The following is a 23,867-nucleotide window of genomic DNA, read 5'->3' as shown; positions in this document are numbered from 1 at the left end:
CTACGGGCGCCATACGCAGGGCAGGGGAGTCGAGAGTGGATCGCACGCAACTGATCAGCAATGTGCGCAGCAACCTGGCGGGACTGGGGCGCGGCAGCCTCGGCGTGCCGGTCCTGCTGCTGGCCATGCTGGCGATGATGACCCTGCCGATCCCGCCATTCCTGCTGGACGTGCTGTTCACCTTCAACATCGCCCTGTCCATCGTCGTCCTGCTGGTCTGCGTGTACGCCCTGCGGCCGCTGGACTTCGCCGTGTTCCCGACCATCCTGCTGGTGGCGACCCTGTTGCGCCTGGCGCTGAACGTTGCCTCGACCCGCGTGGTGCTGCTCCACGGCCACGACGGCCATGGCGCCGCAGGCAAGGTGATCCAGGCCTTCGGCGAAGTGGTGATCGGCGGCAACTACGTGGTCGGGGTGGTGGTGTTCGCGATCCTCATGATCATCAACTTCGTGGTGGTGACCAAGGGCGCCGGGCGGATTTCCGAAGTCAGCGCGCGCTTCACCCTAGATGCCATGCCCGGCAAGCAGATGGCCATCGACGCCGACCTCAACGCCGGCCTGATCGAGCAGGAGGAAGCCAAGAAGCGCCGCAGCGAGGTGGCCCAGGAGGCCGACTTCTACGGTTCGATGGACGGTGCCAGCAAGTTCGTCCGCGGCGACGCCATCGCCGGCCTGCTGATTCTCTTCATCAACCTGATCGGCGGCGTCGCCATCGGCATGATCCAGCATTCGATGTCCTTTGGCGACGCCGGCAAGGTCTACGCCCTGCTGACCATCGGTGACGGCCTGGTGGCACAACTGCCGTCGCTGCTGCTGTCGACCGCGGCGGCGATCATGGTGACGCGGGTCTCCAGTTCCGAGGACATGGGCCAGCAGGTCAACCGGCAGATGTTCGCCTCGCCCAAGGCGCTGGCGATTTCCGCGGCGATCCTGATCGCCATGGGCGCCGTGCCGGGCATGCCGCACGTTTCCTTCATCGGCCTCGGCGCCCTGGCCGGTGCTGCCGCCTACTGGATCTGGCACCGGCAGAACAAGGCCAAGCAGGTCGCCGAGCAGGAGGTGCAGCGCCAGCAGGAGCTGCTGCCGGCGCAGCGCGCCCAGGAGGTCAAGGAACTGGGTTGGGACGACGTCACCCCGGTGGACATGGTCGGCCTGGAAGTCGGCTACCGGCTGATCCCGCTGGTCGACCGCAACCAGGGCGGGCAACTGCTGGCGCGGATCAAGGGCGTACGCAAGAAGCTGTCCCAGGAGCTGGGCTTCCTGATGCCCTCGGTGCACATCCGCGACAACCTCGACCTGCTGCCCAACGCCTACCGTCTGACCCTGATGGGGGTCAGCGTGGCCGAAGCGGAGATCTATCCCGATCGCGAGCTGGCGATCAACCCCGGCCAGGTATTCGGCAGCCTCAACGGCATCGCCGGCAAGGACCCGGCCTTCGGCCTGGAGGCGGTATGGATCGAGCCCGGCCAGCGCGACCAGGCGCAGTCGCTGGGCTACACCGTGGTGGATGCGAGCACCGTGGTCGCCACTCACCTGAACCAGGTGCTGCACAAGCACGCCCACGAGCTGCTGGGCCATGAAGAAGTGCAACAGCTCCTGCAATTGCTCGCGCGCAGCTCGCCGAAGCTGGCGGAAGAGCTGGTGCCGGGGCTGATTTCCCTGTCCACCCTGCTCAAGGTCCTGCAGGCGCTGCTCCAGGAGCAGGTGCCGGTGCGCGACATCCGTACCATCGCCGAGGCCATCGCCAACGTCGCTCCACGGAGTCAAGATCCCGGCGCGATGGTCGCCGCGGTTCGCGTCGCGTTGTCCCGCGCAATCGTGCAAAGCATTGTCGGGCTTGAGCCGGAGCTGCCTGTGATCACGCTCGAGCCGAGGTTGGAACAGATTTTGCTGAACAGCATGCAGAAGGCCGGACAAGGCTCCGAGGACGGCATGTTGCTGGAGCCGGGGATGGCCGAGAAGCTGCAACGCTCGCTGATCGAGAGCGCGCAACGCCAGGAGATGCTCGGTAAGCCGGCGATCCTGCTGGTTGCCGGACCGATCCGCTCGATGATGTCGCGCTTCGCGCGGATGGCGGTGCCCAGCATGCATGTGCTGGCCTACCAGGAAATCCCGGACAACAAGCAAGTCACCATCGTCGCGACGGTGGGACAGAACTGAACGAGGGCTGCGCCGGCTCCAGGGCCGGCACACCGGGCAACCTGAGGTTGCCGGCAAGACTACTGAACTGAGGGGTTCGGGCAATGCAAGTCAAACGCTTCTTCGCCGCCGATATGCGCCAGGCCATGAAACTGGTCCGCGACGAACTGGGTCCGGACGCCGCGATTCTCGGCAACCGCCGGGTCGCCGGCGGCATCGAGCTGACCGCGGCGTTGGATTACCAGGCCCCGCCGGCGCCGAGCAAGCCCAACCCGGCGCTGGAAGTGGAGCTGCGCAAGACCCAGGCGCGGATCGCCGAGGCGCGCGCCGAGTTGACGGCGCGTCCGGCGGAAACCCAGCGCAAGGACCGTCAATTGTTCGCCGAGGAGAAGCCGGCGCGTCCGACCCTGGCCGAGTCCATGACGGCGGCGCAGGCCAAGCCCCAGGCGGGCGGCCAGACCCTCGAGGCAATGCGTTTCGAACTGAACGGCCTGCGCGAGCTGATCGAGGTACAACTGGGTTCCATCGCCTGGGGCCAGTTGCAGCACCAGCGTCCGCAGCAGGCCAATCTCTGGCGGCGCCTGCAGCGCATGGGCTTGCCGGCGGAGCTGAGCAAGCCGTTGCTGGAGCGGGTCGCCGCGGTGGGCGATACGCGCCAGGCCTGGCGCATGCTGTTGGCGCACCTGTCGCGTGCCGTGCAGACCCCCGAGCAGGACCCGCTCGACGCGGGCGGCGTACTGGCCCTGGTCGGCCCGGCAGGCGCCGGCAAGACCACCACCCTGGCGAAGATGGCCGCGCGCTACGTCCTCAAGTACGGCGCCCAGAGCCTGGCGCTGGTGAGCATGGACAGCTACCGGATCGGCGCCCAGGAGCAGATCAAGACCCTCGGTCGGATCCTCAACGTACCGGTGACCCTGGTCGATCCCGGCCAGTCGCTGATCCAGGCCCTGGCGCCGCTGGCGCGCAAGCGCATGGTGCTGATCGATACCGCCGGCCTGCCGGCCAGCGACCCGGCATTGCGCATGCAGCTCGAGGCACTGGCGTCGCCGAGCCTGAACGTGAAGAATTACCTGGTGATGGCCACCACCAGCCAGAGCCAGGTGCTCAAGTCGGCCTACCAGACCTATCGGCACTGCGGGCTGGCGGGTTGCATCCTGACTAAGCTGGACGAGGCGGGCAGCCTCGGTGAATCGATGGCGCTGGCTATCGCCCAGCGTCTCCCGGTAGCCTATCTGGCGGATGGGCCGCGGATTCCGGACGACCTGCAGGTGGCGCGCAGTCACCAACTGGTCAGCCGGGCGGTGAGCCTGCAGGCACCGGAAGAGCCCAGCGAGGACGCCATGGCCGAGATGTTCGCCGGGCTCTACCAGCAACCGGCGCGGCGTGCCGGCTGAGGACGTGGGAAGAACCGCGCGTGGCGCGGGTGACGGAAGCGAAGGTGGCTTCCGCCGGGCCGGGAGCGATGGCGCATCGTTCCCGCCAATACCGGAGAGCGCTGGAAGGGGCGTTCCGGGAAGACGACAACACAAGGTATGAAGCAGATGGGTAGCATGCATCCCGTACAGGTGATCGCAGTAACTGGCGGCAAGGGCGGCGTCGGCAAGACCAATGTGTCGGTGAACCTGGCACTGGCTCTGGCCGATCTCGGCCGTCGCGTCATGCTGCTGGATGCCGACCTCGGCCTGGCCAACGTCGACGTCCTGCTGGGACTCACGCCCAAGCGCACCCTGGCCGACGTGATCGAGGGACGCTGCGAACTGCGCGATGTCCTCCTCCTCGGTCCCGGTGGCGTGCGCATCGTTCCCGCGGCCTCCGGCACGCAGAGCATGGTGCACCTCTCGCCGATGCAGCATGCGGGGCTGATCCAGGCGTTCAGCGATATCAGCGACAACCTCGATGTCCTGGTCGTCGACACTGCCGCCGGGATCGGCGATTCGGTGGTCAGTTTCGTCCGCGCCGCGCAGGAGGTGCTGCTGGTCGTCTGCGACGAGCCGACCTCGATCACCGATGCCTACGCCCTGATCAAACTGCTCAACCGCGACCACGGCATGACCCGCTTCCGGGTCCTGGCCAACATGGCCCACAGCCCGCAGGAAGGACGCAACCTGTTCGCCAAACTGACCAAGGTCACTGACCGTTTCCTCGACGTCGCACTACAGTATGTAGGTGTCATCCCTTACGACGAGTCGGTACGCAAGGCCGTGCAGAAACAGCGAGCCGTATACGAGGCATTCCCCCGCTCGAAGGCGTCCCTGGCCTTCAAGGCGGTCGCGCAGAAGGTCGACAGCTGGCCGCTGCCGGCCAACCCGCGCGGGCACCTGGAGTTCTTCGTCGAACGACTGGTCCAACACCCCGCGACAGGTTCGGCCGTATGACAGCGGCCTCTGGAGTGCGTATGTATAGCAAGGCGCAAGCGCAGAACTCCCAGGAGCAACTGATCCAGCGTTACGCACCACTGGTCAAGCGCATCGCCTATCACCTGCTCGGCCGCCTGCCGGCCAGCGTGCAGGTGGAGGACCTGATGCAGGCCGGCATGATCGGCCTGCTCGAGGCCGCGAAGAAATACGACGCCGGCAAGGGCGCCAGCTTCGAGACCTATGCCGGCATCCGCATCCGCGGGGCCATGCTCGACGAGGTCCGCAAGGGCGACTGGGCGCCGCGTTCGGTGCACCGCAACACGCGCATGGTGACCGACGCGATCCGCGCGATCGAGGCGAGAACCGGACGCGACGCTAAAGATCACGAAGTTGCTGCCGAACTCCAATTGAGCCTCGAAGATTACTACGGCATCCTCAGCGACACGCAGGGCAGCCGCCTGTACAGCTTCGACGACCTGTTGCAGGACGGCGAACATGGATTGCCGGAAGACACCAGCCTCAGTCACAACGAACCGATCCACGGCCTGCTCGACGAACGTTTCCAGGCGGCCCTGGCGGATGCCATCGCCAAGTTGCCGGAGCGCGAGCGCCTGGTGCTGGCGTTGTATTACGACGAGGAACTCAACCTCAAGGAGATCGGCGAGGTACTGGGCGTCAGCGAATCGCGGGTCAGCCAGTTGCACAGCCAGTGCGCCGCGCGTTTGCGCGCGCGCCTGGCCGATTGGCGGTCGGCCTGAACCGGCCTCGACCGCAGCTTGTAACCGTTAACGCAAAAGAATGTGTGGCGCGTCCCCTGGGGCGCGCTCTGGTCTGTACGGAGGTTTACTTGGACAAGAACATGAAAATTCTCATCGTGGATGACTTTTCCACGATGAGACGCATCATCAAGAACCTCTTGCGGGACTTGGGCTTCACCAATACCGCCGAGGCCGACGACGGCACCACGGCGCTGCCGATGCTGCACAGCGGCAATTTCGACTTTCTCGTCACCGACTGGAACATGCCGGGCATGACCGGCATCGATCTGCTGCGCGCGGTTCGCGCCGACGAGCGCCTCAAGCACCTGCCGGTGCTGATGGTCACCGCCGAGGCCAAGCGCGACCAGATCATCGAAGCGGCCCAGGCCGGGGTCAACGGCTATGTGGTCAAACCCTTCACCGCTCAGGTCCTGAAGGAAAAGATCGAGAAGATTTTCGAGCGGGTCAACGGCTGAAGCCGGCCAAGAGGGTGTCATGGTGCTTGGTAACGATTCCACGGGCGACGAATTCGAATCGACCCTGAAAAAACATGCGCGCGAACTGGTGGACTGTCTCGAACGGGGGCACTTCCAGCAGGCGGTGCAATTGATCCAGGAGCTCAGCCAGGCCAGGGACCGTGGCCTCTACCAGGAAGTGGGCAAGCTGACCCGCGAACTGCACAACGCCATCGTCGATTTCCAGATCGACCCGCATTCCCCCCACGCGCAGGAAATGTCGCAGATCGCCGATGCCACCGATCGTCTTTCCTACGTGGTGGAAATGACCGAGAAGGCCGCCAACCGGACCATGGACCTGGTGGAGCAGAGCGCCCCGCTGGTCAACCAGTTGGGCGACGATTCGCGGGAGCTGCACCAGGAGTGGCAACGCTTCATGCGCCGGGAAATCGACGCTGACGGCTTCCGCGAGCTGGCCAAGCGCATCGAACAGTTCCTCGTGCGCAGCGGCGAGAACGCCGGCCAGTTGTCCTCGCAGCTCAATGACATCCTGCTGGCGCAGGATTACCAGGACCTGACCGGCCAGGTGATCAAGCGTGTCACCAAGCTGGTCACCGAGGTCGAGAGCAACCTCGTGAAGCTGGTCTGGATGGCCGGCCAGGTGGACCGTTACGCCGGGATCGAGCACGACCACGTGAGCATGCGCCACCAGGCCGCGCTGGAGCGTTCGGCCAAGGGCGAGGGGCCGCAGGTCGCCGCGGAAAAACGAGAGGATGTGGTGTCCGGGCAGGATGACGTGGACGATCTGCTGTCCAGCCTGGGTTTCTGACCCGCCCGGCTCAAGACTGCGGCATCGCTGCCGTTAAGTAAGCATTGAACGCTGGCATCCGCGGGCTGCTGGCACAGCCTTCGTCATGCCGGTGATCCCGGCGGGCGGGCTGAAGTCGGTCCGGAAAGCCGGGCCGGTATTTCCGGCAGGACAGCGGTCCTGCCGATCCTTTCGAGTAACACGTCTCTGGGAGCAGCCGAATGAGCTTCGACGCCGATGAAGAAATCCTCCAGGACTTCCTGGTTGAGGCCGGCGAGATTCTCGAGCAATTGTCCGAGCAACTGGTCGAGCTGGAGAGCCGGCCGGACGATATGGACCTGCTCAATGCCATTTTCCGTGGGTTCCATACGGTCAAGGGCGGTGCCGGCTTCCTCCAGCTGAACGCGCTGGTGGAATGCTGCCACATTGCGGAAAACGTCTTCGATATCCTGCGCAAGGGCGAGCGGCGCGTCAGCTCCGAACTGATGGATGTGGTGCTGCAGGCGCTGGATACGGTCAACGCGATGTTCGACCAGGTACGCGAGCAGTCCGAACCGACCCCGGCGACGCCCGAGCTGCTGGCGGCCCTTGCCCGCCTGGCCGAGCCCGAGGGCGCCGAGCCCGCGGAACCTGTGCAAGCGCCGCCGGCGGCCGTTCCGCCAGCCGAGCCTGCGGCGCCGCCGGAAGCGCCCGCGCAGAGTGCCTCCAGCGATATCACCGACGACGAGTTCGAGCAGTTGCTGGATGCTCTGCAGGGCGACGAAGCGCCGGCCTCCGCCGTTGCAGAAGCGCCCGCGGCTCCCGCTGGCGACGAGATCAGCGACGCCGAGTTCGAGGCGTTGCTCGACCAGTTGCACGGCAAGGGCAAGTTCGTGCCGCCGGCGGTCTCGGCCGAGCCTGCGCAAGTCCCCGCCGAGGCGGTCGAGCCGGCCGCGGCTGCCGCTGGTGACGATATCAGCGACGACGAGTTCGAGGCGCTGCTCGACGAACTGCACGGCAAGGGCAAGTTCGGCGATGTCCCGGAAGCCGCCGGCACACCCGCCGCACCGGCTGCCGCGGCTCCAGCGGCTGCGCCGGCGGAGCAGGGCAAGGCGCCGGCCGCCGCGGGCGGCGATGAGATCAGCGACGACGAGTTCGAGTCGCTGCTCGACGAACTGCACGGCAAGGGCAAGTTCAACGGCGCCTCCGAGGCCGTGGCGGCCGCCGCGGCGGTAGCCAAGAACATCGCGGCGAAGAGTCCCGCGGCGAAACCGGTCGCTCCGGCCAAGGCCGCCGCCGCGCGTCCGGCGGCGCCCGACAGGCCCGCGGCAAGCGAGGCGGAGACCACCGTGCGGGTGGATACGGCGCGTCTCGACGAGATCATGAACATGGTCGGCGAGCTGGTGCTGGTGCGTAACCGCCTGGTGCGCCTGGGCCTGAACAGTGGCGACGAGGCCATGGCCAAGGCCGTGGCCAACCTCGACGTGGTCACCGGCGACCTGCAGATGTCGGTGATGAAGACCCGTATGCAGCCGATCAAGAAGGTCTTCGGCCGCTTCCCGCGCCTGGTTCGCGACCTGGCGCGGAACATGAAGAAAGAGATCAACCTGGAGCTGGTGGGCGAAGAGACCGACCTCGACAAGAACCTGGTCGAGGCCCTCGCCGATCCGCTGGTGCACCTGGTGCGCAACGCCGTCGACCACGGCATCGAGAGTCCGGAGGAGCGCGAGGCCGCCGGCAAGCCGCGGGTCGGCCAGGTGGTGCTGTCAGCGGAGCAGGAGGGTGACCACATCCTCCTGATGATCACCGACGACGGCAAGGGCATGGACGCCGAGGTGCTGCGCAACAAGGCGGTGGAGAAGGGCCTGCTGGAGCGCGATGCGGCGGACCGCCTGACCGACCTGGAGTGCTACAACCTGATTTTCGCCCCGGGTTTCTCGACCAAGACTGAGATTTCCGACGTGTCCGGCCGCGGTGTCGGCATGGACGTGGTGAAGACCAAGATTTCCCAGCTCAACGGCACGGTCAACGTGTTTTCGCAGAAGGGGTCCGGCTCGAAGATCGTCATCAAGGTGCCGCTGACTTTGGCGATCATGCCTACCCTTATGGTGATGCTGGGCAGCCAGGCGTTCGCCTTCCCGCTGGTCAACGTCAACGAAATCTTCCATCTTGACCTGTCGCGCACCAATGTCGTGGATGGCCAGGAAGTGGTGATCGTCCGCGACAAGGCCTTGCCGCTGTTCTATCTCAAGCGCTGGCTGGTGCCGAGTGCGGCCCACGAAGAGCAGGGTGAGGGACACGTGGTGATCCTGTCGGTCGGCACCCAGCGCATCGGTTTCGTCGTCGACCAGTTGGTGGGACAAGAAGAAGTGGTGATCAAGCCACTCGGCAAGATGTTGCAGGGCACCCCCGGCATGGCGGGCGCCACCATCACCGGGGACGGGCGCATCGCCCTGATCCTCGATGTGCCGAGCATGCTCAAGCGTTACGCACGGCGCATCTGACGCCGCGTATGGGTTTCCGGCGGCGCAGGAGCGTCGCCCTCTGAGGAGTAGCTATGGCAGTCAAAGTCCTGGTGGTGGACGATTCGGGGTTCTTCCGCCGCCGTGTCTCGGAGATTCTCTCCGCCGATGGACAGATCCAGGTGGTCGGCACCGCCACCAATGGCCGCGAGGCCATCGAGCAGGCGCTGGCCCTGAGACCCGATGTGATCACCATGGATTACGAGATGCCGCTGATGGACGGCATCACCGCGGTACGCAACATCATGCAGCGTTGCCCGACCCCGGTCCTGATGTTCTCCTCGCTGACCCACGAGGGCGCGCGGGTGACCCTGGATGCACTGGACGCTGGAGCGGTCGACTACCTGCCGAAGAATTTCGAGGACATCTCGCGCAACCCGGACAAGGTCCGCCAGTTGCTCTGCGAGAAGGTCCTGACCATCGCCCGTAGCAATCGTCGCTCGATCAGCCTGCCGCCGCTGCCTTCGGCCACCTCGTCCAGCCATGCGCCGGCGTCGTCCTCCAGCGTCGGCGCGAGCGCGCGTGTTGGTGCCGGCGCGTCGCCGGCCCCGGCGTCGACCTCGGCGGCGCCGAAGCGCAAGGCCTACCGGCTGGTCGCGATCGGTACCTCCACCGGTGGACCGGTTGCCTTGCAGCGGGTGCTGACCCAGTTGCCGGCCAACTTCCCGGCGCCGCTGGTGCTGATCCAGCACATGCCGGCGGCCTTCACCAAGGCTTTCGCCGAGCGCCTCGACAAGCTGTGCCGGATCAGCGTCAAGGAAGCAGAGGACGGCGACATCCTGCGTCCCGGCCTGGCGCTGCTGGCGCCGGGCGGCAAGCAGATGATGGTCGACGGCCGCGGCACGGTGCGCATCCTCCCCGGCGACGAACGCCTGAACTACAAGCCCTGCGTCGACGTGACCTTCGGCTCGGCGGCCAAGGCCTACAACGACAAGGTCCTGGCGGTGGTCCTCACCGGCATGGGCGCCGACGGACGCGAGGGTGCGCGCCTGCTCAAGCAGGGCGGCAGCCAGGTGTGGGCGCAGGACGAGGCCAGTTGCGTGATCTACGGGATGCCGATGGCCGTGGTCAAGGCCAACCTGGCGGACGCGGTGTACGGGCTCGACGACATCGGCCGGCACCTGGTCGAGGCGTGCCAGTAAGCGTGCGTGCAGGAATGAGGAGACTGCCTTCGATGGCCACCCACGTGACGACCTGCGCGCGCCTTCGCCGAGCCGAGGGGACGCGCTGATGGATGTGCTCAGCCTGGTCGGGATCATCCTGGCGTTCGTCGCCATCGTCGGCGGAAACTTTCTCGAGGGCGGCCACGCGGGGGCCCTGCTCAACGGTCCGGCGGCGCTGATCGTGATCGGCGGCACCCTGGCCGCGGCGCTGTTGCAGACCCCGGTGAACGTGCTCAAGCGCGGCCTGGGCATGCTCGGCTGGGTGTTCTTCCCGCCGCGCGAGGATCTTTCCGGGGGAATCGACCGGATCGTCTCCTGGAGCATGACCGCGCGCAAGGAAGGCCTGCTCGGCCTGGAGAGCATCGCCGATGCGGAGCCCGATCCCTATGCGCGCAAGGGCCTGCAACTGCTGGTGGACGGCGCCGAGCCGGAAGTCATCCGCAGCATCCTCGAGGTCGACCTGTTCACCCAGGAAAGTCGCGACCTGCAGGCCGCCAAGGTGTTCGAGAGCATGGGCGGCTATGCGCCGACCATCGGCATCATCGGCGCGGTAATGGGCTTGATCCATGTGATGGGCAACCTGGCCAACCCGGCGCAGCTCGGCAGCGGCATCGCCGTGGCGTTCGTCGCCACCATCTATGGCGTCGGCTTCGCCAACCTGCTCCTGCTGCCGATCGGCAACAAGCTGAAAACCCTGGTACTGCGCCAGTCGCGCTACCGCGAGATGCTCCTGGAGGGCCTGCTGTCCATCGCCGAGGGCGAGAACCCGCGTTCCATCGAGTTGAAGCTGCAAGGCTTCATGGACTGACCGGAGCCGAGCATGCAGCGCCGCCGTCGCCACCAGGAGGAACACGAGAACCACGAACGCTGGCTGGTTTCCTATGCCGACTTCATCACCCTGCTGTTCGCCTTCTTCGTGGTGATGTATTCGATTTCCTCGATCAACGAGGGCAAGTACAAGATCCTCTCGGAGACCCTCACCGGCGTGTTCAACCAGCCCGACCGCTCGTTGAAGCCGATTCCCATCGGCGACGAGCGGCCGCGCACCACCGAGCCGGAGCGCACCAGCGTCGAGGAGCAGCCCAGCGACAATGCGGCCAGCGCCGACTCGCTGGAGCGGATCGCCGACAGCGTGCGCGATGCCTTCGGCGACTTGATCGCCTCCGACCAGTTGAGCGTGCGCGGTAACGAGCTGTGGATCGAGATCACTCTCAATTCCAGCCTGCTGTTTCCCAGCGGCGATGCGCTGCCCAACGATGCCGCCTTCGATATCGTCGAGAAGGTCGCCAAGATCCTGGCGCCCTACAAGAACCCGATCCATGTCGAGGGCTTCACCGACGACGTGCCGATCCATAGCCCGCGCTATCCCACCAACTGGGAACTGTCGGCGGCGCGGGCGGCAAGCATCGTCCGCCTGCTCGGCAACGATGGGGTCGAGCCGTCGCGGATGGCTGCGGTGGGCTATGGTGAATTTCAGCCGGTGGCGGACAATGCCAGCGCCGAGGGGCGGGCGAAGAATCGCCGGGTGGTGCTGGTGATCTCGCGCAACCTGGAGGTGCGACGCAGCGTCAGCGGGGTCGGCAGCGGCAAGGCGCAACCGGATTCGGCGCTCCGCCACGCAGGCTCGGCAGCTGGCACGCAAGCTGCAGATACTGGCGGTACGCCGGCGCCCGCGCCGGCAACCGTCAATTCCCCGTCGCCTTCGCCATGAGCGCGCGAACCATGGTTTGCGTACGGGCGCCGGGGCCGAACTGGCCATTAGCGCGGCCCCAACCGGGTAGACCCATGCCAGGAAGAGTAGAGCAATGAAAGTCTGGGCAGTCGCCAATCAGAAAGGAGGGGTCGGCAAGACCACCTCGTCCATCGCCCTGGCCGGCCTGTTGGCGGATGCCGGCAAGCGCGTGGTCGTGGTCGACCTGGACCCCCACGGCTCGATGACCAGCTATTTCGGCTATGACCCGGACACCCTCGAGCACAGCGCCTTCGACCTGTTCCTGCACCAGGGCAACGTCCCCGAGGGGCTGCCGGCCTCGCTGCTGCGCAGCACCAGCAACGAACGCATTTCCCTGCTGCCGTCGAGTACCGCGCTGGCCACCCTGGAGCGCCAGTCGCCGGGCAAGAGCGGTCTCGGCCTGGTGGTCTCGAAGAGCCTGGCGCAGCTCTGGCAGGATTTCGACCATGCGATCATCGACAGCCCGCCGCTGCTCGGCGTGCTGATGGTCAACGCCCTGGCCGCCAGCCAGCACCTGGTGATCCCGGTGCAGACCGAGTTCCTCGCGGTGAAAGGGCTGGAGCGGATGGTCAACACCCTGGCGATGATCAACCGGTCGCGCAAACAGGCGTTGCCCTATACCATCGTACCTACGCTGTTCGACCGGCGGACCCAGGCTTCGCTGAGCACGCTGCGGATTCTCAACGAGAACTACCCGGACAACCTGTGGCAGGCGTTCATTCCCATCGATACCCGCCTGCGCGATGCCAGCCGGGCCGGGGTCACGCCGTCGCAGCACGACGGCAAGAGTCGCGGGGTGATCGCCTACCGCGCCTTGCTCAAGCATCTGCTGGCGCAGCAGCCGGCCACCCGGGTGGCCTGATGGCGCGCCGGTCGCCGCGCCGACAGGCGCATTCAAGCCGCACCGGAGTGCGGCCGATAACCGTTGTAGACCCCTGTCGCGGAATACCCACATGAGCGCCGCCACCGCCACCCGTTCGCAACTGGCCTTGCAGTCCTACCTGGATGCGTTGCTCCAGGAGGCCACTTTCGAGGACCTGGAACCTCTCGTCGAGACGCCGCCAGCGCCTGCGCCCGCGCCGTTGAAGCCTGTCGCGCTGGCGGTCGCCGAAGTGGCGACACCGGCCCCGGCGCTGCAAACGCTGCCGGTCGACCACGGGTTCGACGAGTTCGAGGCCGCGGTGCTCGAGGAGCAGGTCCGCGATGCGCGCCTGGTTCCGCCGGCGCCGGCGGCCCTGCTCGACGAACCGACGACGTTGCGCGAGCTGCCGGTCGAGCCACGGCCCCACGAAGTCATCGAGTTGCGCGTGCCGAGCGCCCCGGCGAGCGTCGGCGAGCCGCCGCTGCTCGACCTGCCGCTGCTCGACGACGGTCGTCCGGCCTGGGCGGCGGAGCCCTTCGAGTGCCTGCTGTTCGACGTCGCCGGGCTGACCCTGGCGGTGCCGCTGGTGTGCCTCGGCTCGATCTATCCGCTGGAGAACCAGGAACTGACCCCGTTGTTCGGCCAGCCCGACTGGTTCCTCGGCATCCTGCCGTCGCAGGCGGGCAACCTGAAGGTGTTGGACACCGCACGCTGGGTGATGCCCGAACGCTACCGCGACGACTATCGCGACGGCCTCAAGTACGTGATCTCGGTCCAGGGCTACGAGTGGGGGCTGGCGGTGCACCAGGTGAGCCGCTCGATCCGCCTCGACCCGGCCGAGGTGAAATGGCGCAGCCAGCGTAGCCAGCGGCCCTGGCTGGCCGGCACGGTCATCGAACACATGTGTGCGCTGCTGGATGTGGCGGCGCTCGCCGAACTGATCGCCAGCGGCGCCGTCAAGCGCCTGCACGGCGACCATTGATAGACAGCTTCCGCCACTTGCGGCGGTTTTCGAGAGGTTAGGGGAATGAGCAAAGCCACCGCGCAAAGCGCCGAAGATCCGATCCTGCAGTGGGTCACCTTCCGCCTGGACAACGAGAGCTACGGCATCAATGTGATGCAGGTCCAGGAGGTGCTGCGCTACACCGAGATCGCCCCGGTGCCGGGCGCGCCGAGCTACGTGCTGGGCATCATCAACCTGCGCGGTAACGTGGTCACGGTGATCGACACCCGCCAGCGCTTCGGCCTGGACCCTGCGCCGGTCAGCGACAACACGCGGATCGTCATTATCGAGGCGGACAAGCAGGTGGTCGGCATCCTGGTCGACAGCGTCGCCGAGGTGGTCTACCTGAAGCAGTCGGAAATCGAGACCGCGCCGAACGTCGGCAACGAAGAGTCGGCCAAGTTCATCCAGGGTGTCTGCAACAAGAACGGCGAGCTGCTGATCCTGGTCGAGCTGGACAAGATGATGACCGAGGAAGAATGGTCGGAGCTGGGCAGCATCTGATGCGTTCTACCGACACGAGGGCCTGCTGAGATGGAGGTCGTCGCGCTGGCACTGGCGCTCGCCGCCTGCCTCGGCCTGGCGGCGGCGTGCCTGTGGCTGCGCCGTGAATTGCGCCGCCTGCAAGCTGCGCTGGCGCAGCAGGCGGAGGAGGGCGCCGCGCGCGAGCGCCGGCTCAAGGAGCTGAGCAAGCGCATCGAGTCCTACCAGCAGGTCAACGTGCGCATGGGCGAGGCCTTGCAGGACCTCGGCAAGCAACTCGCGCCGCTTCCCGACCGGGTCGCGCGCCTGGAGCAGCGCGATCCGACCACGCTGTCGTTCAGCCAGGCCGCACGCCTGGTCGGGCTCGGCGCCAGCGCCGAAGACCTGACCCAGGCCTGCGGTCTGTCGCAGGCCGAGGCCGAGCTGGTGGCGCGCCTGCACGAAGCCAAGGGCAAGTGACGGTCGCCGGCCCGGCGCTGGCGCTGGCGCTGGCGCTTTTCAGGCGAGCAGGCGGCTCGCCACTTCTGCCAGTGTCACCTCTCCCCTGAACTCCCCGCAGCTCTGCGCCGGCAGGCGATCCTCGATGGCATGGGCGAAGCGCACCGCCGGGTCCTGCTCCAGCTTCTCCAGGTGTCGATGCAGGCGCGGAAAGTTGTAGCGCGGCGCGAAATTTGGCGCGGATTTGCGCAATAAATGACGCGCCCTAACCGTTTCGCCAGCGGCAAAAGAATTTCAAAAGATCAGCACAGCACGACGATATCGCCATCGGCTACCCGCTCAGACAGAGCGGTCAGCTTGCCGATGCCCTCCCGCAGGAACCGGCTCAGCTGTTCGAAGCACTCCTGCTGATCCCGCGTGAGGTGAAACTCCGACTCCATGGACTCCATCAAGTCCAAGCAGCACTGATTGAGGAATCCCACCTCAAGCAGCTCTGCCCGCAGCCTACGCCTCAGCACCTCATCCATACCAACATCCCTATCTACTCCGCACATCAGCTGGGGACCGTAGCAAAAAGGCGACGTTGGTCACAATTATCAAAACGCTTAGGACTGGGGGAGCGGATAGCGTTCTTTGATCGCCTTGACAGCTTCGACCCAGGCCGACAGGTCCGGCTCTGTACCGGTAGCGATGGCGTCATACTCGGCCTCCAAGCGCAGCGGGTCAGCCTCGTCCCGGTATGCCTGCCGGCGCAGCTCCTGGACCTCGGCCAGCGCGTCGCCAGGGTGGTACGTAAGATCGTCCAGGCCCACCCCGGCAGTTTCAGCGATGGCCGCCAGCGGGCCGTCCCACTCAGTGAAGAACGCCCCTTTGTAGAGAACCCGCTTCATCATGCGCTTGCTCCGTTGATTGTAAGAATGGGTGCAACATGGATGCCCGGATCGACGAGGCCACCGAACCACGCCGGACAGGCGAGCGCGATCTGAGCCCCTGCGGATGCGTAGAGATACGGGCACGCGTTGTCATAGCCGTTGTATGACTGCATCGAGAATCGCAGATGTACCCATTGATTAGCAGGAAGCACCACGCCAGGCGCAGCGGCAGCGCCATTGATCCAGAGCTTGTGGGTCGTATAGGGCGCCGACGAGATATGAGCCGAGCCGCTTTCGACCCGCAACCACATGACGACCGTCGCCCATGCGCCCGCGTTGAAAACTGTTTTGCTGCCGTTGGAGCAGCACAGATACCGCGTGACCCCATCCGCGCCGGCCGAGCCGGTAGTTGTCTGCGATCCCGCAGTCAGAACGGTGGTGAAGAACTCGACCCCGTATCGGGACACTGACGTCAATGTGCGGCCCATTGCCGTGAGCAGCGCCTGGACCCGCGCATTGAGCGCCGGCCCCGCCCCGCCGTTCGTGCTGTTGTCGAACGAGAACTTTCCCCCATCTGCGAGGGTGGCGCCGTTCCAGCCATTGATGAAGGTGCTTGGAGTCCATGACGTTGTGAACATCGTATTCAGCGGATTGGCTGCGGTTCCCGCGAACCGACCCATGTCGGGCATCAGGTTCATGAACGGCAGAACGTTTAGCGCCGATTTCGCCGCCGATCCCAGCTCCGCCCAAGCGCCGCTTTCGCGGGCATATGGCTTTCCGTCGCTCGGCGCGTCGGCCATTCCGCCCACCAGCTCAGTCCAGGCGCTGCCGGAATACTCGTAGGTCTTGACCTGGCCGCTCGGCGTCGTCTCGTTGGCGACCTGGACACGCCAGCCCAGCCTGGGCGGCATGTACTCCCAAATGGGCGTGGTCGCGCCAGTCGCCCACCAGCGGGCCAAGCGGTTCTGGTTCGCCCCGGCCCCGGTGAAAATGTAAGTGTCACCCTCGGCCTGGCCGGAAGTCGGCAGCGTGGCGACGCGGCCCTTGACGACCGGCTGGCGCAAGAAGTCGTCCCAGCGCAACAGGCGCATAAGGTCGTTGTAATGCCCCTCACCGGGTGCCCCGTTGATCAGTAGGCCGGTATTAGGCCCCATGGTAAGACTCATGCGGAAACGCCTCCAAGTTCTTCGCCCAGCCGGAAACCGAGGCCGTGGCGTTCAATCGTGATGTCGTGCTGCTGCCAAGAATCGATGCCGTCGCGGGCACTGCGCAGGACAAGGCGCACGTCCTGGAGCGGACCATCCGCCATGTCCTCGGCCAACGGATAGGACCAGCTACTGGATGTGAGGCCGGCGTAGGTGCGCTTCAGCGTCGTGCCGCTGTAGACCTGGAGCGTCACCGTCGCTCCAGCTTCCGGGCCGATGTTGCCGACAGTGGTATCGATCAGCTGGTCGGCCTGCCCAATGCGGTCGCGCTTCGCCCAGCTCACCGACAGCGCCCCGTAGACTTTCGTTGGGTACGCGCTGCCGTTGATGCGGAACTGGCCGGGCGGATACGGCTTGCCCTGGCGCCCGGTCAGGGTGAGGCTGTCGGTGGCAGCCAGCGCCGGGGCCAGTTGGCCCTCGCTGGTGTTCGTCAGCAGCCGGGCCTGGAGCGTCACGCCCTGGCTGTAGACCGTCTCGTCCACCGCTTCGAACGTGTCGTAGAACCAGACCCGAGCCCCGGCCAGGTGTTTGGCCGGTACGGTATCGGCGCAGCCGCGCGCCAGGGTGACCGTGCCGCTGACATAGTTGACCGCATCGACCCGGACGATCTCGTCGTCCACCACAGCGGCCTGGCCGACAGTGACGTCCTCCAGGCGACTGGCGTTGGTCAGCGTGACGACGCTCGGGCCGGCCGCCAGCGGCAGCTCGGCGGCGAGTAATCCGGTCGGGCACCAGTCCCCGGTTCCGCGATCAACGAACGCGCCAGAGCTGCCGACGCGGTCGGTCAAGGTGTAGCTCTGCGACAGGCTGGTCGGCGCCTCGGCCAGCGCGGCCAAGTAGGACGCGCTCACGTCCAGGAGCTGGAGATTTGCCGGATCGATCACGCCGGCCAGTTCGCGATAGGGTGCCTCGATCAGGCGGCGCACAGTGACCGCCCGAGGTGTCCGGTCGGGCGGAATCCAGCCCGGTGGTGGCGGTGCCACTCCGGTAGTTGCCGGCAGATTGAACTGATCCTGAACGACGGTCAGGGTGATCTTGCCGTCGCCGAGGAAGTTGTCCTCGATCCGACCGACCCTGACGACGGTTTCGGGGATGCCGCGCCGGGTCGAACGGATGCGGAACGGCTGTCCAGGGTTCAGGCTGCGGGCGCGGCGGTCGAATATGGCCTTGTAGCGCTTTAGCCCTGCGGTCTTCAGGCGCATTTCCCGCTCACCGAAGCGCCCGGCCAGCTCGCCGGTCGGCGCACCTATGAACTCGATTTCTTCGGACGACCGGCGGCCCTGCGACGCGGCGACCGCGTTGTTGGTGATGATGACCTGGCGTTGCTCCCCGTCGATCTGATCAATGTACTTGACGATCAATTGGCTCGGCGCAAGCGATGTCGAACTGGTCTTCTCCTGGGTGATTTCCAGAAGGCCGCTGTCTTCGTCGAACAGCGGCAGGTCCGCAACGTTGTAGTCGTCACGCAGGAGCCGGATGCTGATCTGTCCGGTCTGGCGGTTCGGGTAGACTTCGCCGCCGATGTGCGATTTGACCGTCTCGCAGAAGTTCTTGAAGCTGTCCGAGCGGGTCCACTCGAAGCACAAGCCAACGCCCTCGGCATACAGCGTGTCAGCGGCCGCCCGCCAACTGGCTTCGTCCATCCGCGTGCGGGCCAGCCCCCGGAAATCCCGGCCGGTGTAGACCAGGTAGAGGATGTGGGCTGGGTTCATCGCCTTGATCTGACCGTCCGCCAGCCAGATGAACTGCTTTTCGGGATACCAGGGGTTGCCGTCCCACAGACGGTTCCCGCCTCGACGCAGAATCTCCCACTTCTTCGGATACGGGTTAACCGATGTAACCAAGCCGGAATAGAAGCAGGTGCTGATTCCCCGGAACGCCGGCACAAGGCCACCGAGCATCGCCGCCAAGCGTGGCAGGACACCTTGATCTTCGTCGCCGAACAGCACGTCCAGGGTGCCGTCGAGGCCGCCCTCGCCTTTGTCGCCGCCGAACAGCTCCGGCGCGTTGATGCGAATCTGGCCGTTGCTGGTGATCGAGCCCTTCCAGGCGGTCTTGCCGCTTGCACGTATCGCACACACCTCGTCGACCTTCTTGCCCAGGGCAAAGTGGATATCGAAGTAATACCGCCAGGCGACGATCTGCGCCTTGGGTTTAGCGCCCATGGGCAACCTCCCGACGTGCGTGTTCAACGAGCTTCAGCGCGAGCGCATCACCAGTTGCGACCAGCAGGTCAGCCTCGATGCCGTTCCGCAAGAAGGACAACCAGTCCAGGCCGTGGCGTTTGAAGAAGGCCCGCGCCCGGTCGTGGCAGTAGCCCTGTCGGGTAGTCCAAGTCGGTACGGTGTGCAGGTGCTGTACAGTCACGATCATTTCTTGCTCGCCTTGGTCTTGATGGCCTTCAGCCGACGATTGTCCACGGTGAGCACCATCCACGACTTCGACCAGCACTGGCCGAACACCACCGCTTGATCTTCCCCTTCCTCGCATAGCGGGAAGTCAGCGGCATCGAATGCTGCCGGCTTGGGCTTCTGCGGTTTCGGCGCCAGGACGCTGGACAGGATGTACGACGCCGCCAGGATGACGAGATTGATTGTGATCGGGTCCATGGCCTACCTCACCAGACTTGGTCGCCATCGAACGGCGACTTGCCTTGCAGCTTGTTGATGCCCCGGAAGTTCGGGAGGTTGTCGAACTTCGCATCGCACGTTTCAGCGAGGAAGTCGCAGCCGGGATAGACCCGCAGCTGTGCCCCGGCCAGGATACCTTGGGTACCGCCCAGGATGTAGAGGTCCGCCCCGGCGTGCCGCTCGATGTGTCGGCGGTCGTAGTTGTCGCCGTCCACCTGCCACTCGACATAGCCAGCCGTGAACCAGCCGTCGGCGTAGCCGGCGACCACACCGCTGGAAATCATCCAGTCCGACACGCTCTGCGGCGTCAGCGTCACCCGATGCGGGACCAGGTTCACCTTGCAGCGGTGATCACCCAGGACCGCCGTGCAGGTGCGGCAATAGGTGTCGATCAGACCGGGCTGATCCATAAGTTCATCTTCGGACACGCACGTTATGCGGCAGCTATCCACGGTCGGCCAGTCCACATCGCCAATCTGGCCTACCCAGGAAACCGCTGCCTCGGCGTCGCCGTAGTGCATGTCGTAGACGACCAGGTCGATGGCATCACTCGGCGATTTGACCTTGTACAGCAGCGCGACATCGAGGTCGGCCGGCGCGGTGATGACGAACTGGTCGGACTGCGGATCGCCGGAACAGATGATCCCGTTGTCGGTGATGCCGCCATGGACAGTGCGGAAAATCTGGTTCTGGTAGGTGATGTCCCGGTCGCTGCTGTTGTAGCTCCAGCGGATCGCGCCACGGCTGAACTGGTACAGCCGCACCGGCTGCCCATCCGCGAGCGAGCTTTCGCGGCTGTTAAAACTCATCGTCACGAACCCCCTTGAACGTCAGGGCGGCAGTTGCGACGCCCTCGCTATCGGTGACGTGCTCGATCTCGACCACGTCGGTGGCGGCGCTACAGAGCGCCATGAAACAAATGCGCGCCACGTCGCCAGGCTCGACCAGCCGGCCCAGGGCGGCGTCGATGGCCAAGCGCTCGGTGTCAGCGTCCAGCTCGGTGCTGGTGAGGATGCGGCGGTGATAGACCGTGCCGTCGTACAGCTCGATGCGGATATCGCGACGACCCGGTCGCCCATTGGCGAAACGGGCATAGCCGATATTGCGCACGTCCAGCGCGGTGGACAGCTGCGAGACGGCGGCGACCAGGGTCAGGTCGTCGGCGTGGGTCGGCACCCACAGCGGCTTCTGCTGGCCGCGTAGCGCATAGACCAGGCTGCGGAACGCCGACCGTTCGGCTCGGCCCATGCCGATCCAGCGATGCCCCAAGACCGGTAGCGCCATGCCGGCGACGTCGGTCACGCGGGGAATGGCGCTGCCGTTGTCCAAGGTGGACAGCAGGCGCTGATAGCTGGAGGTGAGGTCTTCGCTTTCGTCCGGGCGCTGTTCCAGCACTGGCCGACCCCTGTAGGTCGTCGCCGGCATTACCTCGGGCCAGGCGCTGGGCTCCATCACCAGGAACGACACCCGCGCAGACTGCGCGGTATCGGTCAGCCGGGTCAGCGTGGGCTGTTCGGTCAGCTGGGCGGTGCGTACCGGGTACAGTCGCGAGCCAGTTCCCCAGGCGGCCTGGACGGGCCGGACCAGGTCCAGGCCGCTGGCGGTCACCGTCTTGACCTCGACGACCTCATAGTTGAAGGCGTCCTCGCCGCGCAGCATCGCCAGACCGCCGTCGCGGAAGTCGAGGCCGGCCGTGCCGCACGGAATGTTCAGCGACCCGGCCGCCAGCGGCTGGTGGAGCAACTGGATATCAGGCCAGATCGGCAGCGCCCAAATTCGCGCGCCCCAGCCGAATAGCGTCATGTCCAGGAGCTGCCGCTCGCGGTCCACCGCGTACATGTTCGCTTCGAACTCTCGGCGCGGCGCCAGGCGCATGGCTCGGCGCTGGGTCACGGCTGATTCGCTTTGCAGGATATTTGTCGAGGCGCTGAGGCGTTCGACGATGCTGTCGCCCCAGTCCGGCGCGAACGTCCAAGCGATGATGCGATTGCCGGTGATGACCAGGACCAGGTCCGGCTCGCCCTGGAGCTTCCAGACGATCCGCGCATTGACGACGGGCGGGCCGTCCGTGCCAATGCTGACCGTCCAAGTGCGTTCTTCCAGGGCGGCAAAACCCAGCGGCGGCGACGCCTGGCCGGATAGCGTGATGCCGTCTGCATCTTCCCGCTCGATGGCGGTCAGCGTGCGCGGACTGAAATATGCGTTCCAGACTGATGCCGGTCGTACCTGGGTGCTGACGACGTTGCCCAGCTCCATTGTGGTCGGAATCAGCCACAAGCGGTTGTAGTAGTTCTCTTCCAGGGCGCTTTGGTGGACAGCCTGGTACGTCGAATGGATCACCTCTACCGGCTGATGCGCCGCGTAGGCGCCGGCCCAGGTCGAGGCCGCGACCGCTGCCAGGCTGATGTCCTGGTTCAGCTCCAGGGCGTCGATATTCGGCGTGATGCCGGCAACGATCCCCTCCACCGGCTTCGGCACTTGGAACCCCGGAAAGGTCGCCATCACTCAAGCACCCGGAAGCAGTAGCCGACCCAGGCGCTGGTGCTGCCGAAATCGGTAGCGGTTCCGCGCTGGAGCAGCGGGTACACGCGCCAGGTGTCGCTGCCGACCACCAACGGATCGCCAGGCGCGAGGAAGGCCATGTTGCACAGCCCGAAGTCCGGCACCTCGCCCACATACCGCGAGCGCTGCTGAGCGCCGAACGCATAGATGGCGCAGGGCACAGGGGTGGTCGAGCTGTTCAGCTCGTTTGCGCTCGCGTCGATCAGCCCCACGTCGGGATGGTACTGACTGCTGTAGTTTCCGCGACCGGGGCCGACGACGCGCCGAGGGATGTTGGTTCTGTAGTCGAACGGCAGCCACTCCGGGGACGGCCCATCATCGAGACTATCCAGCCGCAACACGCTTCCGCCGTCGCTGTATTGAATGTGGTAGCCATCGAAAGGATGCGACGACCAGTTGTTGGTCAACGCCTGTCCAGCGGAATAGATGACCGAGCCGCAGACATACTGACCGCCCGTATAGCCGACGCCACGTTTGTTCAGGGAGCCGATCATCACCGGACGGAACTGCCCAGCTGCGATTTCGACGTGCAGGTGCAGATAGGCAGCGGTAGCGAACAAGTGGTAGCGGGTGAACGGCCCGCCGCTGAGCTGGGCAACGGTTGGTTGTTTCGACGAGTAGGGATTGTTCTGTACGGAATTGCCCGGCTGCGCGTTCCACGCCAGGCCGTTATCGAACCCCGTATTGCCCGCCATTTGGAACTGATTGGCCCCGGCACTGAATGACCAGTATCCATCCGCGTTGTGACAGAGCCACTCCGATGCCGAGGCGCGGTCGGTGACCCAGCCGAGGGTTTCGGCGTGAACGCGCAGCTTGCCCAGCAGGTCGGCCGGGTTGTTCGCTGTTCCTGTGAAATAGGCCATGTCAGTCCTTCCTGATTGCGTAGAGCCAGGGGTTGCCGGAGCGCCAGGCGGTTTGGAAAACAACGTGGTCCAGTCCGTCCTCGACGATCACGTCTTCAGCGCCTGAGTTGAGCGTCGGCACATAGAAAGCGCCGTCGAAGTCACCGAGGTATCGGCGACCCTCGGTTTCGCGGGTGACGAACTGCAAAGCTTTCAGCGGGAACTTGCTGAAAGAGTCGCGGAGCTGGTTGATCACAGTGCCGCCGGGTCGCGGACATAGCAACTGCGCTCAAGCGGGCTACTGATGCCTCGGTGCCGGTCGCTCACGTCGGACCAGCGGGTGGCGACGTCGCCACGGTAGGAACCCACCACGGCGAGCGGGTACGGATATTGCGATGGCGGACAAGGTGGCAGGATGAAGCCGGCGCCGGCCGACTCGTAGATCGTGCTGACTTTGACGACCATCCAGAACCTGCGGCCGTTGGCGAAGAACCAGTAGGGCATCGGCTGATTCCACAGCAGTGCCTGGACCCGCGGGCTGTAGTTGGTAAACGCGGTCCAGTAGTCGCCGCCAGGCGGGATTGCTCCAGGATTGAACGCCGTGCCGCCCATCAGGCGAAGGTTGTAGTAGTCCAGGGCGGTATCGCCGTAGCTCTGAATCCCCATGTAGATGCTATCGGTGCCGCCCAGGCCGGGGGCGCGCAGCGTTACCTGGCGCACGGCTATCGCAGTGCCGGACGCGGGGATGCTGTTGTCGAAAACCTTCTCGTAGGCCTGCCCAGCCGCGACCAGGTCGGGGTTCGCAGTGAGGAACTGGACGAGGCGCTCGATCAGGTTCTGGTGGTTCGTGGCGGTGCCGAATTCGGTGGCCATGGGACTCCTAGATAATCTGCTTGACGGCCTGGCGGTTCTTGTTCAGCCAGACCAGGAAGTGTTCGCCGCCTTTGCCGGCCCACATGTCGGCCGCCATCTGATCCGTGTCTTGAACGGCGTGCAGGTAGATCGAGTTGGCGACCGAGGTACTGAAGTTCTTGGAGGGCTCCTGCAGGCGCGAAGCA

23 protein-coding genes and 2 pseudogenes are annotated in these 23,867 nt (G+C 65.5%); 14 read left to right on the top strand and 11 right to left on the bottom strand.

What is annotated here, in order from left to right; genetic code table 11:
• Nucleotides 1-35 precede the first annotated feature (35 nt).
• From flhA to JHD77_RS06240, 14 genes are all read left to right on the top strand, one after another.
• On the top strand, nt 36-2,159 hold the full coding sequence (gene flhA, locus JHD77_RS06305) for a flagellar biosynthesis protein FlhA (RefSeq protein WP_003083059.1): 2,124 nt from the start codon (nt 36-38) through the stop codon (nt 2,157-2,159).
• Between the two features lie 83 nt (nt 2,160-2,242).
• Entirely contained in the window at nt 2,243-3,532 is a 1,290-nt protein-coding gene (gene flhF / locus JHD77_RS06300; RefSeq protein ID WP_014603119.1) for a flagellar biosynthesis protein FlhF, read from the top strand.
• Nucleotides 3,533-3,670: 138 nt separating this feature from the next.
• The gene (fleN, locus tag JHD77_RS06295) at nt 3,671-4,513 is read left to right on the top strand and encodes a flagellar synthesis regulator FleN (protein ID WP_003083064.1); all 843 of its coding nucleotides are present in this window, start codon (nt 3,671-3,673) and stop codon (nt 4,511-4,513) included.
• Nucleotides 4,510-5,253 (top strand): RNA polymerase sigma factor FliA, encoded by a 744-nt coding sequence (gene fliA / locus JHD77_RS06290; protein ID WP_003083070.1) that lies wholly within the window; start codon nt 4,510-4,512, stop codon nt 5,251-5,253. The genes fleN and fliA overlap by 4 nt, the downstream gene beginning before the upstream one ends.
• A 101-nt stretch (nt 5,254-5,354) precedes the next feature.
• A complete protein-coding gene (locus JHD77_RS06285; RefSeq protein WP_003083073.1) occupies nt 5,355-5,729 on the top strand; it encodes a chemotaxis response regulator CheY in 375 nt (124 codons plus the stop codon).
• A gap of 19 nt (nt 5,730-5,748) precedes the next feature.
• Nucleotides 5,749-6,537, top strand: a complete 789-nt coding sequence (locus tag JHD77_RS06280; protein ID WP_003083075.1) for a protein phosphatase CheZ — start codon at nt 5,749-5,751, stop codon at nt 6,535-6,537.
• Between the two features lie 200 nt (nt 6,538-6,737).
• Nucleotides 6,738-8,999 carry a chemotaxis protein CheA gene (locus JHD77_RS06275; RefSeq protein ID WP_003114282.1) on the top strand — a complete coding sequence of 754 codons (2,262 nt, stop codon included), beginning with the start codon at nt 6,738-6,740 and terminating at the stop codon, nt 8,997-8,999.
• A 53-nt stretch (nt 9,000-9,052) separates the two neighbouring features.
• Complete coding sequence (locus JHD77_RS06270) at nt 9,053-10,159, top strand: protein-glutamate methylesterase/protein-glutamine glutaminase (protein WP_023110191.1); 1,107 nt, start codon at nt 9,053-9,055, stop codon at nt 10,157-10,159.
• A gap of 88 nt (nt 10,160-10,247) precedes the next feature.
• Entirely contained in the window at nt 10,248-10,988 is a 741-nt protein-coding gene (locus tag JHD77_RS06265) for a flagellar motor protein (protein WP_003083089.1), read from the top strand.
• Nucleotides 10,989-11,000: 12 nt separating this feature from the next.
• On the top strand, nt 11,001-11,891 hold the full coding sequence (gene motD, locus JHD77_RS06260; RefSeq protein ID WP_003083090.1) for a flagellar motor protein MotD: 891 nt from the start codon (nt 11,001-11,003) through the stop codon (nt 11,889-11,891).
• A gap of 94 nt (nt 11,892-11,985) precedes the next feature.
• On the top strand, nt 11,986-12,774 hold the full coding sequence (locus JHD77_RS06255) for a ParA family protein (protein WP_003083092.1): 789 nt from the start codon (nt 11,986-11,988) through the stop codon (nt 12,772-12,774).
• 91 nt (nt 12,775-12,865) lie between these two features.
• On the top strand, nt 12,866-13,756 hold the full coding sequence (locus tag JHD77_RS06250; protein ID WP_003158275.1) for a CheW domain-containing protein: 891 nt from the start codon (nt 12,866-12,868) through the stop codon (nt 13,754-13,756).
• A 45-nt stretch (nt 13,757-13,801) separates the two neighbouring features.
• On the top strand, nt 13,802-14,281 hold the full coding sequence (locus JHD77_RS06245) for a chemotaxis protein CheW (RefSeq protein WP_003083098.1): 480 nt from the start codon (nt 13,802-13,804) through the stop codon (nt 14,279-14,281).
• A 30-nt stretch (nt 14,282-14,311) separates the two neighbouring features.
• Nucleotides 14,312-14,719 carry a DUF2802 domain-containing protein gene (locus JHD77_RS06240; protein WP_003083101.1) on the top strand — a complete coding sequence of 136 codons (408 nt, stop codon included), beginning with the start codon at nt 14,312-14,314 and terminating at the stop codon, nt 14,717-14,719.
• A 39-nt stretch (nt 14,720-14,758) separates the two neighbouring features.
• Here the strand turns inward: JHD77_RS06240 and JHD77_RS06235 are convergent.
• From JHD77_RS06235 to JHD77_RS06185, 11 genes and pseudogenes are all read right to left on the bottom strand, one after another.
• Nucleotides 14,759-14,914: pseudogene (locus JHD77_RS06235) on the bottom strand (glutathione S-transferase family protein); the annotation flags it as partial.
• Nucleotides 14,915-15,000: 86 nt separating this feature from the next.
• Complete coding sequence (locus JHD77_RS06230; RefSeq protein WP_033956013.1) at nt 15,001-15,225, bottom strand: DUF7364 domain-containing protein; 225 nt, start codon at nt 15,223-15,225, stop codon at nt 15,001-15,003.
• 78 nt (nt 15,226-15,303) lie between these two features.
• Nucleotides 15,304-15,591, bottom strand: a complete 288-nt coding sequence (locus tag JHD77_RS06225; RefSeq protein WP_033956016.1) for a hypothetical protein — start codon at nt 15,589-15,591, stop codon at nt 15,304-15,306.
• Nucleotides 15,588-16,736, bottom strand: a complete 1,149-nt coding sequence (locus JHD77_RS06220) for a hypothetical protein (RefSeq protein ID WP_034070712.1) — start codon at nt 16,734-16,736, stop codon at nt 15,588-15,590. The genes JHD77_RS06225 and JHD77_RS06220 overlap by 4 nt, the downstream gene beginning before the upstream one ends.
• Complete coding sequence (locus JHD77_RS06215; protein ID WP_034017409.1) at nt 16,733-18,940, bottom strand: hypothetical protein; 2,208 nt, start codon at nt 18,938-18,940, stop codon at nt 16,733-16,735. The genes JHD77_RS06220 and JHD77_RS06215 overlap by 4 nt, the downstream gene beginning before the upstream one ends.
• Nucleotides 18,930-19,148, bottom strand: a complete 219-nt coding sequence (locus tag JHD77_RS06210) for a hypothetical protein (protein WP_034017411.1) — start codon at nt 19,146-19,148, stop codon at nt 18,930-18,932. The genes JHD77_RS06215 and JHD77_RS06210 overlap by 11 nt, the downstream gene beginning before the upstream one ends.
• Entirely contained in the window at nt 19,145-19,384 is a 240-nt protein-coding gene (locus JHD77_RS06205; protein WP_003126844.1) for a hypothetical protein, read from the bottom strand. The genes JHD77_RS06210 and JHD77_RS06205 overlap by 4 nt, the downstream gene beginning before the upstream one ends.
• 8 nt (nt 19,385-19,392) lie before the next feature.
• Entirely contained in the window at nt 19,393-20,214 is an 822-nt protein-coding gene (locus JHD77_RS06200; RefSeq protein WP_052157237.1) for a phage BR0599 family protein, read from the bottom strand.
• Nucleotides 20,204-21,907 (bottom strand): hypothetical protein, encoded by a 1,704-nt coding sequence (locus tag JHD77_RS06195; RefSeq protein WP_034070707.1) that lies wholly within the window; start codon nt 21,905-21,907, stop codon nt 20,204-20,206. The genes JHD77_RS06200 and JHD77_RS06195 overlap by 11 nt, the downstream gene beginning before the upstream one ends.
• On the bottom strand, nt 21,907-22,830 hold the full coding sequence (locus JHD77_RS06190) for a hypothetical protein (protein ID WP_034070705.1): 924 nt from the start codon (nt 22,828-22,830) through the stop codon (nt 21,907-21,909). The genes JHD77_RS06195 and JHD77_RS06190 overlap by 1 nt, the downstream gene beginning before the upstream one ends.
• Before the next feature lies 1 nt (nt 22,831).
• Nucleotides 22,832-23,682, bottom strand: a pseudogene (locus JHD77_RS06185) (hypothetical protein).
• Nucleotides 23,683-23,867 lie beyond the last annotated feature (185 nt).

Origin of the sequence: Pseudomonas sp. P20 (assembly GCF_016463925.1) — a bacterium.
GTDB classification, from domain to species: domain Bacteria; phylum Pseudomonadota; class Gammaproteobacteria; order Pseudomonadales; family Pseudomonadaceae; genus Pseudomonas; species Pseudomonas aeruginosa.
The sequence above is the reverse complement of the archived record's forward strand: the minus strand, read 5'-3'. Positions and strand labels throughout refer to the sequence as shown.